At 41.0% G+C, this 15,728-nt stretch carries 15 protein-coding genes and 1 pseudogene; 8 read left to right on the top strand and 8 right to left on the bottom strand.

Annotated features, from left to right (window positions below; genetic code table 11):
- Positions 1-203: 203 nt before the first annotated feature.
- The 4 genes from RMZ41_RS12275 to RMZ41_RS12290 form a co-directional block, all read right to left on the bottom strand.
- Positions 204-938: an ABC transporter ATP-binding protein gene (locus RMZ41_RS12275; protein WP_322642773.1), complete on the bottom strand. Its 735-nt coding sequence runs from the start codon at positions 936-938 to the stop codon at positions 204-206.
- The gene (locus RMZ41_RS12280) at positions 939-1,745 is read right to left on the bottom strand and encodes an ABC transporter permease (RefSeq protein ID WP_322642774.1); all 807 of its coding nucleotides are present in this window, start codon (positions 1,743-1,745) and stop codon (positions 939-941) included.
- 309 nt (positions 1,746-2,054) lie between these two features.
- The gene (locus RMZ41_RS12285) at positions 2,055-2,789 is read right to left on the bottom strand and encodes a Uma2 family endonuclease (protein WP_322642775.1); all 735 of its coding nucleotides are present in this window, start codon (positions 2,787-2,789) and stop codon (positions 2,055-2,057) included.
- Positions 2,790-2,807: 18 nt separating this feature from the next.
- Positions 2,808-3,536, bottom strand: coding sequence for a Uma2 family endonuclease (locus tag RMZ41_RS12290; RefSeq protein ID WP_322642776.1), 729 nt, complete (start codon positions 3,534-3,536; stop codon positions 2,808-2,810).
- Positions 3,537-3,776: 240 nt separating this feature from the next.
- Between RMZ41_RS12290 and RMZ41_RS12295 the strand changes: the two genes are divergently transcribed.
- From RMZ41_RS12295 to RMZ41_RS12310, 4 genes are all read left to right on the top strand, one after another.
- A complete protein-coding gene (locus RMZ41_RS12295; RefSeq protein WP_322642777.1) occupies positions 3,777-3,968 on the top strand; it encodes a DUF2862 domain-containing protein in 192 nt (63 codons plus the stop codon).
- Between the two features lie 120 nt (positions 3,969-4,088).
- Complete coding sequence (locus RMZ41_RS12300) at positions 4,089-5,189, top strand: ArsA family ATPase (protein WP_322642778.1); 1,101 nt, start codon at positions 4,089-4,091, stop codon at positions 5,187-5,189.
- Between the two features lie 145 nt (positions 5,190-5,334).
- Positions 5,335-6,381: a chlorophyll synthase ChlG gene (gene chlG / locus RMZ41_RS12305; protein ID WP_322642779.1), complete on the top strand. Its 1,047-nt coding sequence runs from the start codon at positions 5,335-5,337 to the stop codon at positions 6,379-6,381.
- A gap of 79 nt (positions 6,382-6,460) precedes the next feature.
- Complete coding sequence (locus RMZ41_RS12310) at positions 6,461-6,748, top strand: hypothetical protein (RefSeq protein WP_322642780.1); 288 nt, start codon at positions 6,461-6,463, stop codon at positions 6,746-6,748.
- A 94-nt stretch (positions 6,749-6,842) separates the two neighbouring features.
- Here RMZ41_RS12310 and RMZ41_RS12315 read toward each other — a convergent pair whose 3' ends face one another.
- From RMZ41_RS12315 to RMZ41_RS12330, 4 genes are all read right to left on the bottom strand, one after another.
- Entirely contained in the window at positions 6,843-7,796 is a 954-nt protein-coding gene (locus RMZ41_RS12315) for an MDR/zinc-dependent alcohol dehydrogenase-like family protein (RefSeq protein WP_322642781.1), read from the bottom strand.
- Positions 7,797-7,902: 106 nt separating this feature from the next.
- On the bottom strand, positions 7,903-8,475 hold the full coding sequence (locus RMZ41_RS12320) for a hypothetical protein (protein WP_322642782.1): 573 nt from the start codon (positions 8,473-8,475) through the stop codon (positions 7,903-7,905).
- Between the two features lie 215 nt (positions 8,476-8,690).
- A complete protein-coding gene (locus RMZ41_RS12325) occupies positions 8,691-9,497 on the bottom strand; it encodes an inositol monophosphatase family protein (protein WP_322642783.1) in 807 nt (268 codons plus the stop codon).
- 103 nt (positions 9,498-9,600) lie between these two features.
- Complete coding sequence (locus tag RMZ41_RS12330; protein WP_322642784.1) at positions 9,601-11,034, bottom strand: BCD family MFS transporter; 1,434 nt, start codon at positions 11,032-11,034, stop codon at positions 9,601-9,603.
- Between the two features lie 229 nt (positions 11,035-11,263).
- Here RMZ41_RS12330 and RMZ41_RS12335 point away from each other — a divergent pair, with 229 nt between their 5' ends.
- From RMZ41_RS12335 to RMZ41_RS12350, 4 genes and pseudogenes are all read left to right on the top strand, one after another.
- Positions 11,264-12,085: an Rpn family recombination-promoting nuclease/putative transposase gene (locus tag RMZ41_RS12335; RefSeq protein ID WP_322642785.1), complete on the top strand. Its 822-nt coding sequence runs from the start codon at positions 11,264-11,266 to the stop codon at positions 12,083-12,085.
- Positions 12,086-12,103: 18 nt separating this feature from the next.
- On the top strand, positions 12,104-12,286 hold the full coding sequence (locus RMZ41_RS12340) for a hypothetical protein (RefSeq protein WP_322642786.1): 183 nt from the start codon (positions 12,104-12,106) through the stop codon (positions 12,284-12,286).
- A gap of 1,210 nt (positions 12,287-13,496) precedes the next feature.
- Positions 13,497-14,666 (top strand): annotated as a pseudogene (gene rpoD, locus RMZ41_RS12345) (RNA polymerase sigma factor RpoD); the annotation flags it as partial.
- Positions 14,667-14,804: 138 nt separating this feature from the next.
- Positions 14,805-15,545, top strand: coding sequence for a tetratricopeptide repeat protein (locus RMZ41_RS12350; protein WP_322642839.1), 741 nt, complete (start codon positions 14,805-14,807; stop codon positions 15,543-15,545).
- Positions 15,546-15,728: the final 183 nt, after the last annotated feature.

Below are 15,728 nucleotides of genomic sequence, written 5' to 3' on the forward strand. Positions count from 1 at the left end.
TGTTAACTCATCAATTTTAAGATTATGATACAAGAACATACAGAGGTTTCATGTGGTGCAGTAATCTCCGTGAATTGTGATACTTTATCAGATAATGGTCTTTAATATCAGCTTTTTACATTTATTTTGATACATTTATCTAAAGGTCAATATACATAAGCTTATATAGTTTTTTCTAATGACTATTCATTATTTACCTCTTTTTAAACTACAAATTTGAGGTATTTATTTACAACATCACCTGCACTTCCAGTTAATTGGATTTTACCTTTATCTAACCAGATAGATTTTTGGCAAGACTCTTTGATAAATTTTAAATCATGAGATACTACTAAAATTGTCACATTTTCATCCCATAATTTTTCAATTCGCTGCTTACATTTATTCTTAAAACTTTCATCACCTACAGATAACACCTCATCTAGAATTAGAATATCAGGCTGCACGTCTGTTGCAATAGAAAAACCTAGCCTTGCTACCATACCAGAAGATAATCCTTTAACTGGGACAAAAGCATAATCTTGCAACTCTGCAAATTCCAAAATTGAAGATGCTCGATTTTGCATTTCTAATCTAGAATATCCCAGCAGTACACCATACAGGATAATGTTATCCATTACGGAAATTTCCAAGTCAAAACCGGCTCCTAATTCAATCAAAGGCGCGATCTTACCTCGTACCCGTACTGTTCCACTGGTAGGTTGTAATATTCCAGAAATTACTTTTAGAAGAGTAGATTTACCGGAACCGTTCGCACCAATAATACCAATTTTTTGGCCTTTTTCAACTACGAAATCAATTTCATCCAGCACTAACTTTTTTACTGGTTGACGATATTTACCCTCTAAAACAGATAGCATAGTTTTCTTAAGGTCATAAGAAAACTCCTCTTGTGTCCGTCGCAATAGCGAAACATTATCTAGGCGAATTACTTCCATTTACAGCAAATCCATAAATTGATGTCGCCACAAGTGAAAACAAGTCCATCCCAAGGCTAAAATAATTATTCCACTGAGCAAAGAACCCCAAATTAAACCTAAATCTGGCAGAGAACCTGATAATGTAATCTGACGGAGACTTTCAATAATTGGTGATAACGGATTAAGACCTAAAAACTGCCTTACCTGCGGTGGAACAATAGCTGCTGGATAAAATATAGGACTACTGAGCCAAAGTACAAATACAATTAACTCATAAAAATAAGGCAAGTCTCTAAAGAATACGTATAAAGAACTGACTAAAAAACCTATTCCTGTAGAAACTAAAACTAAAGCTAAAAATGGAAATACTAACGCCAATACATTGACTAAACTCTTGGAATTAATAAAAGTCATTAATGCCAGTAAGGGAAATGTCCCTACTGAAAACTGAAATATGTTTGCACAAATCATTGATACAGGAAAAACGCTGACTGGCAGACTAATTTTATTCAATAGTGAACCATTACCGACTACACTAGTCAATGCCTGAGAGGTAGAAGCTGAGAAAAAATTAATCACTACTAGTCCCGTAAAGGCTGCCAATAAATAGTTCAGTATTGAGTTGCCGTAATAGGAGGCAAAAGTAGCACCGAAAATCGCTGTGTACAGCCCGGTCATCATCAAAGGGTTGAATAGCGACCAATAAACCCCCAGGATCGAACCTCGATAACGCACTTTGAGATTTCGCGCTACCAAAACTTGCAGCAATTCCCAGTAGCGCTGCACTTGCAACCAAGTTGAATTATCTTTAAGCGAAATTATCATTGTTAAAAACTACCACACACCACAGGCAAGTTATTTGCGAATTTTATACTATTAGAGTGTACTTTAGTGAATTAGCCTACGATGAAGAACTTTGCTTTAAAAAGCATTGTTAAGTACATTATCCAGCTACCATTTTTCCACTCTTAACCGCATCTTCCTTTCGGAAGACCAGTTAATTTATTAATTGGTTCCTAGAACTCTCTGCTGCAAACCAGCAGTGTTGTGATATCATAAAAATTTTTAAAAGTCAAACATCATTTATCTGAGGATGTTTATATTATTGGATGATTTAGGCGTTACTTTAATTCCCTAACTCAAACTATCTGGATTGACTCCTTGCGATCGCAAATACTCTGCTAATTTATCAGCCCGTTGGCGCTCTTGTTCAGCTTGTTCTTTTGGCGTTGCCACCCAACCCACTGAATTATACCAACGCAACCACAAACCTGTTGTCTTTTGATAAGAACCTTGCCAAAGACCCAATCCTAGTTCTAACTCTTGCAACCAGAAGCGATTCTCTATTAAAGATATTGCCTCGTAGTGAGTGCCTATAAGTTGAAAGGCACGCAAATTATTTTTATAGCGATCATAGACAACATAGTAGGGAACCCGCAAAATGCGTTCATATACTTCCCACTTAGTTGGGGTTCGATTTACCTCTCGGAGTGTTTTTCCTAAATCTTCTTGTTCTGTACCTGGTGAAAGTAATTCAACTACTAAAAATGGATCAATACCCTCTTGCCAAATGACGTAACTTAAGCGTAAGTCTTGCTGTTGGCTAGCATTAGGTACTCCTAAAACCATATACCAATCAGGACGTTTGTACCACAACGGATGGCGAGGGTCATAATAAAGATTCAAATCGCTAGCAAGTAAAATTTCCTCCAATGGATAAGTCAGAGGTTGACAAGTCTCAGTTAGCAAATCAGCCTGAATGCAGTGAAATTCATCTGGCAAACCTGATTCCCCTATTAATTCACTAGGTAAATCATACATCGTAGGCATTGTTTCTTGTGGTGGACGAGGGGGATCTGTTTGATACATGACTACTACCTTGGTTACTTAACTCAAGCTATCTGGATTAACTCCTAACGATCGCAAATGTTCAGCCAAGCGTTGCGATCGCAGCCGTTCTTCTTCCAACTGCAATTGTGACTCTGATGCCTGTCGCTGGGCTTCTGATGCCTGTTGCTGGGCCAGAATAGCAGCTTCCTCTGGTGTTGGAACTAAATCACCATCGGATGTAAAGTAGCGCAATTTACGTCCTTCTACGCCTAAATACAGCCCAAGCACATCGCTCCAATACCATCCCCGCGCATTTGGGGTAATTTCCTGATATTTGTTGCCTACCAATTCAAAACCGGCAAATTCCAAATTTTCCGGCGAGAACCAAAAATATTCTGGTGTGTGAAATCGATTTTCATAAAGATTTTTCTTCAAATTTCGGTCAATATCAGCCGTACTTTCTGAAAGTAATTCAATAATCAAATCTGGATAACGACCATCTTCTTCCCAGACTACCCAGGAATTACGCGATCGCTTTTCGGTGTCTTTGACCAAAAAAAAGTCTGGGCCTCGAAAATCTCGATTTCGCAACTGCTGACGGCTAAAATAAATTGTTAGATTCGCACCTATAAAGAAATCATTAGAGTCACGCCATAACCACTCAAGGGAAGTTACTAGCAGCAGTAGCTGCATATAGTGCAATGAAGTTTCCATCTCTGGCTCATCACTTAACAACCGAGTTGCATCGGGCATCTGCTGTTCTAGCTGTTGCGCTGTGACAAACATTATGGTTGTACCTGTTTGATTATTGATTTAATTTTAAGCTGTTTGTTATTGGGAATTGGGAATTGGGAATTGGGAATTGGGCATTGGGAATTAGTTACTTACCCTTGCTCCCCTGCTCCTCTGCTCCCCTGCTCCCTGCCCCCCTGCTCCCTGCCCCCTGCTTCCCCATTCTCTGAATTTTTGAAAGCTGAGTCACGGATTCCGCTACACTGAGACTGGTTTGTTGCATTGTAATCAGGCATGGAAATCGGACAAAAGGTTAAAGTCTTTCGTTTACGCGATCGCGTTTCTGCCCCTGTTGTAAAAAAACTTGGGCAAGTGGGTGTCATTCAAGGCTACAAAGTTACCGATGGTGCTGGAATCGGTGTCGTGGTGCTGTTTGAAGACAATACTTCCACTTGGTTTTTTGAAGATGAAATTAAACCTGTGTAGTTGGAAAGAACTCAGATCCGGGCTTTTCTTGGCATCTGAAATTTCAAGCACAGGTTGAGAATCTTTGTTGAGTGCTAAGTTGGAATTGAAAAGATCGGCGGTGAAAATAGGAATCAAGTAATGGCTCTAATATTGACATTTTTGGGCAAAGGCGGCACCGCTCGTACCAAAATTGCGATCGCCGCCGCCAAATTATTGGCAAGTCAAGGCAAGCGCGTACTTTTAGTAGGACAAGCAGAACCAACATTATCAATCCTGTTGGGTACTCCCATTGCTGCCGATCCTCAAGAGATCGCTCCCAAATTACAAGCGGTACAGTTTCAAGCATCTGTACTGCTAGAGCGCAACTGGGAAGAAGTAAAAAAACTTGAGGCGCAATACCTCCGCACGCCCATCTTCAAAGACGTTTTTGGTCAAGAACTGGTAGTATTACCAGGAATGGACAACGCCCTAGCTCTCAATGCTATCCGCGAATATGATGCCAGTGGCAAATATGATGCGATCGTCTACGATGGCACGGGTGACTCTTTGACGTTGCGAATGTTGGGTTTGCCAGAATCTCTCAGTTGGTATATCCGGCGATTTCGGCAATTGTTTGTTAACTCCGATTTGGGGAAAACAATTACTGAATCCCCTTTAATTCAACCCCTAATTAGCAGCTTTTTCAATGTCAACTGGACAGCAGATAATTTTGCAGCGCCTACTAACCAAGTCAATAATTTCTTGGAAAAAGGGAGAGCCGCACTTGCTGACCCCAAGCGTCTCGCTGCTTTCTTAGTGACCACAGGAGATCCCATTGACGTAGCAAATGCTCGTTATTTGTGGGGTAGCGCTCAACAAATTGGTTTAACTGTCGGTGGCGTTCTACTTGTGTCTCCTGAGACAAACGTCAGTCTGTCAGAGGAATTTATCCCTCTACCTGTGAGCGTTGTTCCCGACTCACCAACAGGTGACTGGCAACCACTGATAGACGCACTACCCAACTTTGAAGCACAAGCTCTAGAGGCTCCTAAACCAATTGAAATAGACATCCAAAATCGTCAAGTACGCCTATTCTTGCCAAGTTTTGATAAAAAGCAAGTCAAACTGACTCAATATGGGCCAGAAGTCACGGTAGAAGCAGGAGATCAGCGCCGGAATATTCCCCTACCGCCAGCTTTGAGTGGCAGATCCGTCGCTGGAGCAAAGTTTCAGAATAATTATTTGATAATTTCGTTTTAAGTTGTCAGGTATGGGCATGGGGCATGGGGCATGGGGCATGGGAAATAAGGAGTAGGGAATGGGGAAAAGTTAATCATTAATGCCCAATTCTCAATGCCCAATGCCCAATGCCCAATTCCCAATCCCCAATTAATCAGTAAAAATTATGTCAGAATCAACTCCTATTAACCCAGACCCCAATCCAACTGAGGTTATAGACTCAGTAGCAATTAATCCCAGTGAGCAAGCAATAGCAACGAGCGATCGCAACGCGAAAACTAGGCAGCTGTTGGGGATGAAAGGTGCAGCTGCTGGGGAAACTTCAATTTGGAAAATTCGTTTGCAGCTAATGAAGCCGATTACCTGGATTCCCCTAATTTGGGGTGTAGTCTGTGGTGCGGCTTCTTCTGGTAACTATACTTGGACGCTGGAAAATGTGTTGAAAGTATTAACCTGTATGCTTCTGGCTGGGCCATTGATGACAGGTTACACTCAAATCCTCAATGATTACTACGATCGCGAAATCGATGCCATCAATGAACCCTATCGCCCCATCCCCTCTGGGGCAATTCCCCTACCCCAAGTAATTATTCAAATTTGGGTACTACTGATTGCTGGCTATGGTTTAGCATTTGTGCTAGATGTGTGGTCTGGTCATGAATTTCCGACAATTACAGCGATCGCAATTATTGGTTCCTTCATCGCCTACATTTATTCTGCACCTCCTCTGAAACTCAAGCAAAACGGCTGGCTAGGTAGCTACGCTTTGGGTGCAAGCTATATTACCCTACCTTGGTCTACAGGACACGCTTTATTTGGCGATCTCAATTCCACAATTATAATTTTGACAATGTTCTACAGCTTGGCTGGATTGGGTATTGCCATTGTCAATGATTTTAAGAGTGTAGAAGGCGATCGCCAGTTAGGATTAAATTCACTACCTGTAATGTTTGGTATCACCACTGCGGCATGGATTTGTGTAGTAACAATTGATGTATTTCAAGGATTGATTGCAGCTTATCTTGTCAGCATTCATGAAAATTTGTATGCAACAATACTAATACTCTTAATCATTCCGCAAATCACCTTGCAAGATATGTATTTCTTGCGCGATCCTGTGAAGAATGATGTTAAGTACCAAGCCAGTGCCCAGCCGTTTCTTGTCCTGGGAATGCTCGTAACAGGTTTAGCACTTGGTCATGCTGGCGTTTAAATACTTCCATAGTAGAAGTTAGGAATTAGGAGTTAGGAGTTAATATACTCTTAATTCCTAATTTGTATCAGGACATACTGTGTTAGAAGTGATATCTTTCCTCCTTCATGGAATTCAACCTTTGTTAATCCCAATATGCTTTATCACTGCTTGGGCTATAACTATTCTCGTTGTTTTAAGTCTCTGGACGGCGGCGCGAGATAGCGTGGCTACAGCCAAACTTATGCATCAAATTCCCTGTAGTGGTTGCCAATTTTTTACCGACAATTACCGTCTTAAATGTACTGTACGCCCATGTATTGCTAATACAGAAGAAGCGATCAATTGTTTGGACTATCAACCGAAGACTAATCCCTATCTTTATTAGGAAGTGGGGACTGGTGGAGATGAGGGAGACAACAGGAAAAGGGCAATAACCCATGCCCAATGACAAATGACAAATGACAAATGACAAATGACTATTAACCAATCTCCAGCAATATTTTTAAAACACCGCGACTCTGGGCATGTTCAAAAGCAGCAAGCCCTTCAATGAGGGGATAGGTGGCATGAATCAGGGGTTGCACATCAACTTGTCCTGTGGCTAGCAGCTGGAGGGCTGGTGTAAAGGGGCCACAACGGGAGCCGATGAGGGTGATTTCATCCACTACTAAGGAAGAAACATCTAAGCTGAGGTTGCCAGCATAGGTACTTTTGAGTACAAGCGTACCACGGGGACGGAGGGCGCGACGGGCGATCGCAAATCCTTCTGGGTTGCCTGTACATTCTACAGAAATATCGAAATATCCATCTTTGACAGCATCAGCTAAACCAGTTTTAATCCCCCGTGCCTCTAAGTTAGCAAGTTTGTCTTGATGCCGCCCCACAGCTAAGAGTTCACAGCCAGTTAGGGCTAGTGTCTGGGCTACTAACTGCCCTAATTTACCATCTCCAACCACTAACACGCGATCGTTTGGATGCAATGGTACTTGCTGCTGAATTTCCAAAGCTGCTGCTATCGGTTCGGTAAATGTTGCTACTTCTGTTGGCACATTCTCAGGTACTAAATGTAAATTATCTACTGGCAAACAGAGATATTCACTAAAGGCTCCATTCCGGTTGACAATACCTAGAACTGTGCGATTTTCGCAGTGAGTTGGTTGTCCACTGAGACAAAACCGACAATGCCCACACACAGCGTTGATTTCTCCAACTACACGTTGGTTAACTAAGTGTTCTGGCCCTTTTTCAACCACGCCGACAAATTCATGCCCCAAAATTCCCGTGTAGGGATAGTAGCCTCTGAGTAGTTCCAAGTCAGTATTACAGATACCCGCACGCAAGACGCGCACTAAGGCTTCTCCTGCTGGTGGTTCAGGAATAGGAATATCGGTGCGTAGCTGCAACTGGTTATTTTCGAGCCAAAGTCCTTTCATTTTTCTTCACACCATTTTCAAAAATCTTTGCAAAATAATGAATCGACTGTAGTCAATTTAACCTTAAAAGGGCGAGTATAAACCGCGTCTCCAAAGTAATTACGAATTACGTCTCTGTACTAGGTATTTCTTTAGTTTTAGTTACGTCAATTTTGCTTAACCAAGTAACCAAGTCTTCTGAGTCAAGCGCTATCTCACTTCCTAAAGTTTTGATATAAAGAAGTCCGTCACTGATAATTAAATCCCTAATTGGATACCACGAATCTCGTCTTCTAATCAGAAGTTCCAAAGGAATTCCTAGCCTTGAAGTATACTTGCGATATTTCCACCAAGCTCTCCATAGAAGTACAGATTTAGTACAGTGCATCTCATAGCCTTTGGGAACTTCGCAGTATTGATATTGATAGAAACCCCGACTATCCACTTCTCCTTTAAGGAGATAACTAGATTCTGCTAATATCTGATTTATCAATTCCCACTGGGATGACTTTGGAGAAATCGAGAATTCAGATGGTGTGTTAGATAGTTGAACGCTGGCAATCACACCTTCGGCTTTCGCTGTCAGTTGGTTGATTTTATACACTGTTTGCGCTGTCAAAGCAGGATTTGACAACAAAACTTCTTTTTTCTGGATAGAGTTTTGCACAAACTCTCGAATTAAATCTAGATTAGATAACATAAAATTATTTATACTAAGTTAAGCAGTGTGATGAAAGCCACAACGTACTTAAATTAGTAACTACGCTGGTTTTACACTTAAATCAGGATTATTACCAGTTTTATTTATACTCAATTCTTTGTCTAACCAGGGCTTTATTAACTTTGATGTCGAGGATGTCGCCGCTCAATACTTTGGTTGACAAAATCAATGTTTTCAGGACTGAAAGCGGCAGATTAGATTTTTATACCATCTAGAAAAGGTTGAAATACCGGAACTAATTCGGGACGACTGACAACAAGAGTGGGAAAAGAGCGATCGCTATAATCTTCTCCCGGTGACAACGGAAACGGATCTGACTTCAGCGATGACCATACCCCACCCGCAGCCTGAACAATTACCCAAGCCCCGGCTAAGTCCCAAACTTTTGGTGTCGCCTCAATCCCACCCAGAGTAGCCCCAGTTGCAACCGTCAAAAAGTTATAGCTAGCCACACCCAACATCCGAATTTTGCAGGGAAAACCGTTTTTGATAGCTGCGGTACTACGAGAACAGAGGTTGAAAAAGTGATTATTGCTGGGACTATCAATACTAGTGTGGATGGGGTGGAGGTTGAGAAATGCTCCTATTGGCGTTGCTAACCCAGATGAACCTGGCCAAAAACCATGAAAAGCTTGATTTAAGGTTGGTGCGTAAACATACCCAAAAATGGGCGTGCCTCGATACAGTAAACCCAGAGAAATTGTCCAGAGGGGAATGCCGCGTGTGAAGTTGGTTGTACCATCAAGAGGATCGATTACCCAGCACCACTCAGTACCGGGAAATGACTGATCGCTCTCTTCGCTCAAAATGCCGTAACCAGAGAAAGTAGAAGCGATCGCATCCCGAATTTCCTGATCTGCCCATTTATCTGCTTGCGTCACCAAAGTCCCATCAGCTTTTTGGGAAGCCTGGACTTGCCCAAAATCTTGCATTAGCTGCTTGCCCACTCTCGTAGTGGTAGTTTGGGCAAAATCAAGAATTGTTGTCCAAAAATCATTCATTGGTTAATTGTCATTTGTCATTGGTCATTTGTCATTGGTCAATCAATAATTTTTCTTCCCTATTCCCCATTCCCTATTCCCCATTCCCCATTCCCCATACAGTTTAATCTAAATCGCTTTCCAAAACTGAAGCGATCGCAAGCTTGGTACTTGTTTGAAATTCTGTGATGTTCACCCGATTCAGAAACCAAATCGACAACACCATTCCCACGGCTTCTAGAATGAATACCAATCCATAAGCTAACTCTAGGCTTGGTAAAAACCTGCGTCCAACATCCAAAACTGTACCTCCAATTACTACTGCCACACCTCTAGAAAGCGACTGCGCTAATCCCCATGCCCCAATAAACGTACCTGCGGCTTCTGCTGCGGTGAGATCCAACATTAAGCTAATTGCGGCTGTAGTTAAGAAACCTGTGGCTAAACCGAACAATACCAAACCTAGTTTGAGAACTGCTGCATTAGCTGTGAATCCTGATATACCCAGCAATATTGCACACAATGCTACCAACATACAGCCGAAACGTGCAGTTCTACGCTTACCCAAACGCGGGACAATGTAAAAACCCGTAACGCCGTAGGCAATCAGTAAACCCGTTCCATAGAAAATATTTAATTTGGTACTTTCCGCTAGGGGCATTTTAAAGACTTGACCCGCATAAGGTTCCAAAATCGGGTCTTGCATAAACAAGCTGATAGTCATCACCAGTAAAAAGGTGAAGAAGATACCTGTTTGGGGGCTAGCTGTCAAGATTTTCCAAGCATTGCCTAGAGTAATGCTGTCTTCTCGGTTCACCAGTGTCGAACGGGTTGAGTATTGGGAGTATTTTTTTTCTACGCCGAGTGTTGCTGCGATCGCTAAACCAAATACAATTGCTGGAACGATAGTAAACAGCCTAGTGATAGATGCCTGCAAGGTTTCTAAGGTTGCATCTGGCGTTAACTGTTTCAGCAAGCTGGCACTGATAATTGCCCCAACAATAATTCCCACCATTAACATCGACCAAACCACACCAACTACTTTGGAACGGTTATCTTCTTCAGATATATCCACCAACAAAGCGGCGAATGCAGTACCGCTAGCACAAATTCCTAAACCGTAGATAGCGAAAATCAAAGCCAAAAGTGCTGTCCAGCCGATTGTTTGGGTTGTCCATACCCAGCCACTTGCACTAGTAGCGGCAAGATTTAGTTGCCACAATACTTGTATAGCTAAAAAAGCTGCGATCGCAAATATTGCCGCGCCTACCCAAACATAAGCTGTGCGGTGGTATCCCCATAACGGCTTGGCATCAGAAATCTGACCGAACCAGACACGGGAAGGAGCAACAAATAAGGGCAGTGCTAGAACTACTGATACCAGCGTCGCCGGAATTGCTATTTCTTGAATCATGACTCTGTTGAGTACCCCCAGAGTCAAAATGGACATCATACTCAACCCCATCTGAAATAAACCCAGCCGGAACATGGTTAGCAGGTTTACCCTTGGCACAGATAGGGATTTTCTTTCGGTATCAAATACTTCGCCGCTTGCCATAGCTACTTTTTTGTATGGTTTATGGGATTTAATATCTCTTATTTAAATAAAGATAAACCCTACCCGCTCAAAATCAGCGAACGAAAAGTTGAAGTTGCGATCTGGCAAGCGACTATATACCTCAATTAGGGTATGCTTCAGCCGAGTTAGGATTAATTTTTAGAGCTTGGTCGTAATTTGCGATGTCTACGATGGACTACGCATAACAAGAGAATTTTAGGATGAAGTAGTGAAACGAGACTCCATTTACTATCAAATTTTTAAGCGCTTTCCTGGGTTACTTTTTGAACTGGTTGAGAATCCTCCTCTCCAAGGGCAAAACTATCGATTTGAATCAGTTGAAGTCAAAGAAACCGCTTTTCGCATGGATGGTGTGTTTTTACCTCCAGAGGATGCAACATCCAAGGTAATCTTTTTTGCTGAAGTTCAATTCCAAAAAGATGAAGCCCTGTACCATCGGTTCTTTACCGAGTCGCTGATGTACCTGAACCGGAATCGTTCTCAGTACGATGACTGGTTCTGTGTGGTAATTTTTTCATCACGCTCTCTGGAACCAAGGGATCAAAAAACTCATCGAATATTTCTTAACAGCGACCAAGTGCAGCGAATCTATTTAGATGAGTTAGGCGCAACTAATCAGCAGCCAATAGGTATCAACTTAATGCAGTTGACTCTAGCATCGGATGAAGTGATGGCACAGCAAGCAAAGCAATTAATTGAGCGAGTAAAATTAGAAGAAACGGACACACTGCCGAAAAACGAAATACTAGACATCATAACTACAATTGCCGTTTATAAGTTTTCTTCGTTGAGTAGAGAGGAAGTTGAAGCTATGCTAGGACTGACTTTGGAACAAACAAGGGTTTATCAAGAAGCGAAAGCCGAAGGGCGAGAACAAGGTCGGGAGGAAGGTCGAGAGGAACAGAAAGCTGAAATGTTAAAACTTACCGTGCCTTTGTTACTAAAAACAGGGATGAGTGTGGAGCAGATTGCTCAACATCTCAATGTTGATATAGAAGCTGTCCAGATTGCCGCACAGTCAAGCACATAGAATGAGGAAGTTGAAGCTATGCTGGGATTGAGTTTGGAGGAAACAAGAGTTTATCAGGAAGCGAAAGCCGAGGGTCGAGAAGAACGGAAAGCTGAAATGTTGAAACTTATCGTGCCTCTGTTACTAAAAACAGGGATGAGTGTGGAGCAGATTGCTCAACACTTCAATGTTGATATAGAAGATGTTCAGCTTGCCACATAGCAAAACACATAGAATGGTCATTTCATGTCTGTTGTCATATTTTTGCAAAATGAGGAGAGCTTGATTAAAATCCTCAATTGCCTTTCTATGGTTTTCAGAGCGATCGCGCCAAAATGTGACAGATTAAAATACTCATCATTTCATCAAAAAGTAAATAAATCCTCTGTTTAAGCTGCTAGATTCTTCACTTCAATGAAAAGCAGAAGCTACAGAGGTTAAAGAATTTTGTTTTGGTATCAAATACTTCACCGCTTACCATAGCTAATTTTTTGGATGGTGGTGATGCGATCGCCTCAAAATGTGACAGATTAAAATGCTTATGACTTCATCGTAGTTGAGACTTGGTAGGAAGTGACCTTAATAACAACTTCAGTTTTGGGAACTCTAATAATAGCCATTACTTGACTACAACATTTGGTGCAGATGATATCCGTCCAAAAAATGAAGTTTAGTAACAATTTATTAAATTAGAGATTCTATGGAATTCTATCCAGACAATATTTTTGATGCTAATAATAACGCCGAGAAAGAAGTTTGGCAACAAGTAAAATCTGCCTTCAGGGATGATTCTGGTGAGGCATTTCATTGTTATCAGCTATTTGACAGATATGGAAATCTTGAGCGAGAGATTGATATTCTTATTGTCCATCGTCAGCTAGGACTATGGGTGATTGAATGTAAAGGATGCTACATCAATGATATGGAAGCTATTAAGGGTGCTGAATGGAAAATGAAAAACTGGTATGAAGACCGCATAAAACCAGTTAACCAAGTACAATACCAGATGTTTGCGCTTAAAAACCATTTGCGTAAACAGCTAGATTTTTGCGCCTCATTAAACTTAAATTTTAGAGTTGCTATTCCCTTTATTAGCCAAGAACAGTGGCAGAATAAAGGATTTCACAATTTGCCAAATATTCAAGGTGTTGTACTGACTAGAGAAGATTTGAAACCTTATACTTTAAAACATAATTTTACTCAGAGTGTTCAAAGTAGACAAAGAAGTTTAACTGATGAACAATGGCGATCGCTGATGTGTATTTTTGGTGGAACTAATCAGACACCTGTAGGCAAAGCATCATTTTCAATATTTAAAGACATCTCTGTAGAAAAAGAAAAAACGCACAAAATAGATGACTCAAAAACTCTTCATCCTGTCTGTAAAATAATCAAGTTACCCCGTTATAAGCTTCCTATTAATAGCTTTCCTATTATTGGTAGCAATTTACTCGAAAGCATATTTCAGCCTGACCTAGAAATAATAAATCAGCCTGAGATCGAGCTAGAAGAACTATTAATTGAGGAAGAGGAGTTGTTAGTAAACAACTCTGGGGAATATGATGATTTTTTAAAAGTTTCGCTAGATGAAGAAGACAGTTACTCTGGTAAAAATGCGAACCTCTATCATTGGAAGCAAACTCAGAAAAAGCACTATACAGAAGACTCAATTCGCCTTTATCTAGAAGAGATTGGTCGCATTCGCCTGCTGCGGGCAGATGAAGAAATCAAACTGGCGCTTAAAATTGCCGATTTGTTGGAATTAGAGAGAGTGCGGGAAAGGCTCTCACAACAGTTGAATCGTGATCCTCGATATAGTGAATGGGCAAAAGCAATGCAACTGCCTTTACCAGTTTTTCGTTATCGCCTGCATGTTGGTCGTAGGGCTAAAGATAAGATGGTGGAATCTAACCTGCGTCTTGTGGTTTCAATTGCTAAGAAGTACATGAATCGTGGTTTGTTGTTCCAAGACTTAATTCAGGAAGGCAGTCTCGGTTTGATTTGTGCTGCTGAAAAGTTTGACCACGAAAAAGGTTATAAGTTCTCTACATACGCTACATGGTGGATTCGTCAGGCAATTACTAGGGCTATAGCTGACCAATCCCGCACTATTCGCCTTCCAGTTCACCTTTATGAAACCATCTCTCGAATTAAGAAAACCACTAACCTACTATCTCAAGAAATTGGTCGAAAACCCACCGAAGAAGAAATAGCTGTTCGTATGGAAATGAGCGTTCAAAAGCTACGGTTTATTGCTAACTCCGCGCATTTGCCTATTTCACTAGAAACGCCTATTGAAAAAGAAGGAGATTTACAACTACAACTAGGCGATTTTATTATTACGGATGAGCAAGAAAGCCCAGAAGAACAAGTTTATAAAGATATGCTACGGGAAGACTTAGAAAAAGTTCTCGACAGTCTTAGTCCCCGTGAACGTGATGTTATGAGACTGCGCTACGGGTTTGATGATGGACGCATGAGAACCCTTGAGGAAATTGGTCAGATTTTTCATGTAACCCGCGAACGAGTTCGTCAAATTGAAGCTAAAGCACTCCGCAAGTTACGCCACCCTAACCGTAATAGCATTCTCAAAGAATATATTTGCGGATGGCAATCCTATGACTTGCACCAGAAGAAATATGAAGATAAATTGAAAGCGAATCACAGTTCTACTCAAAAGACAACAAATAGTACTGATTATGTTCAGAAAGGGCTGAAATGCCATAGGCATCAGGATTTTTTGGGAGCAATTGAGAACTTTAACCAAGCACTGAAGCTTGATTCCAATAATGCCCAGCTATACTATTGCAGAGGGGTAGCCAAAACGGAAGGAGAATTTCAAAAAGGAGCAATTGAAGATTTTACTCAAGCTATTAACCTAAATCCTCAATATATAGATGCTTATTATCAGAGAGGTCATGTTCACTATAGTTTGGGAGATGACTTAAAAGCAATTGAGGATTATAGCGAAGTACTATTCCTTAATCCAAATGAAGCCTTAGCTTACTTCTACCGTGGTTTTGCCCGTAGTAATCTAGGAGAGGTACAGGAAGCCATTGGTAATTACAGCCAAGCATTGAAAATTAAGCCTGACCTTGCTGAAGCTTATTTTCACCGAGGGGTTGCCTTTTATCGCCTAAAAGACTTACATAGAGCAATTGAGGATTACAATTACACTTTACAGATATATCCCAATTTTGGTGAAGCTTACAGTCGGCGAGGGCTTGCACACTATTTCCTGGGAAATTACCAAGAAGCGCTTGAAGATTATTCCCTAGCCGTGCAAATTAATTGTGAGGATACTCTAACATACTACTATCGTGGACTTGTGCATGAGAACTTAAGTGACTATATCAAAGCGCTTAAGGACTATAACCAAGTTTTGGAAATCAATCCCGCCTTTACCGAAGCTTACTATAATCGGGCTAGTGTTCATTACAATCTAGGAAACTATCAACAAGCACTTGAAGATTTAAATTAATTACTGCGTATTAATCCTAACAATTCTCAAGCTTATAACAAACGAAGTAGCATTCGTGCTGCCCTAAAAGATTACCAAGGTGCAATGGAGGACTTAAAAAACGCTTCAAAATTACACTAGATGCACTATAAAAGTCAAAAAGCTTGAACAAAGACTGATCACAAAATTGAGATAGTAATATTT

This window comes from Nostoc sp. DedVER02, from assembly GCF_034530675.2.
GTDB lineage: Bacteria > Cyanobacteriota > Cyanobacteriia > Cyanobacteriales > Nostocaceae > Nostoc.

What these genes read in the sequence shown, in the direction of transcription:
- RMZ41_RS12340 (WP_322642786.1), top strand. Translation starts at nt 12,104, where the DNA reads ATGCTGGGATTGAGTTTGGAGGAAACAAGAGTTTATCAGGAAGCGAAA.
- RMZ41_RS12275 (WP_322642773.1), bottom strand. Translation starts at nt 938, where the DNA reads ATGGAAGTAATTCGCCTAGATAATGTTTCGCTATTGCGACGGACACAA.
- RMZ41_RS12325 (WP_322642783.1), bottom strand. Translation starts at nt 9,497, where the DNA reads ATGAATGATTTTTGGACAACAATTCTTGATTTTGCCCAAACTACCACT.
- RMZ41_RS12285 (WP_322642775.1), bottom strand. Translation starts at nt 2,789, where the DNA reads ATGTATCAAACAGATCCCCCTCGTCCACCACAAGAAACAATGCCTACG.
- RMZ41_RS12300 (WP_322642778.1), top strand. Translation starts at nt 4,089, where the DNA reads ATGGCTCTAATATTGACATTTTTGGGCAAAGGCGGCACCGCTCGTACC.
- chlG (WP_322642779.1), top strand. Translation starts at nt 5,335, where the DNA reads ATGTCAGAATCAACTCCTATTAACCCAGACCCCAATCCAACTGAGGTT.
- RMZ41_RS12330 (WP_322642784.1), bottom strand. Translation starts at nt 11,034, where the DNA reads ATGGCAAGCGGCGAAGTATTTGATACCGAAAGAAAATCCCTATCTGTG.
- RMZ41_RS12280 (WP_322642774.1), bottom strand. Translation starts at nt 1,745, where the DNA reads ATGATAATTTCGCTTAAAGATAATTCAACTTGGTTGCAAGTGCAGCGC.
- RMZ41_RS12320 (WP_322642782.1), bottom strand. Translation starts at nt 8,475, where the DNA reads ATGTTATCTAATCTAGATTTAATTCGAGAGTTTGTGCAAAACTCTATC.
- RMZ41_RS12315 (WP_322642781.1), bottom strand. Translation starts at nt 7,796, where the DNA reads ATGAAAGGACTTTGGCTCGAAAATAACCAGTTGCAGCTACGCACCGAT.
- RMZ41_RS12295 (WP_322642777.1), top strand. Translation starts at nt 3,777, where the DNA reads ATGGAAATCGGACAAAAGGTTAAAGTCTTTCGTTTACGCGATCGCGTT.
- RMZ41_RS12290 (WP_322642776.1), bottom strand. Translation starts at nt 3,536, where the DNA reads ATGTTTGTCACAGCGCAACAGCTAGAACAGCAGATGCCCGATGCAACT.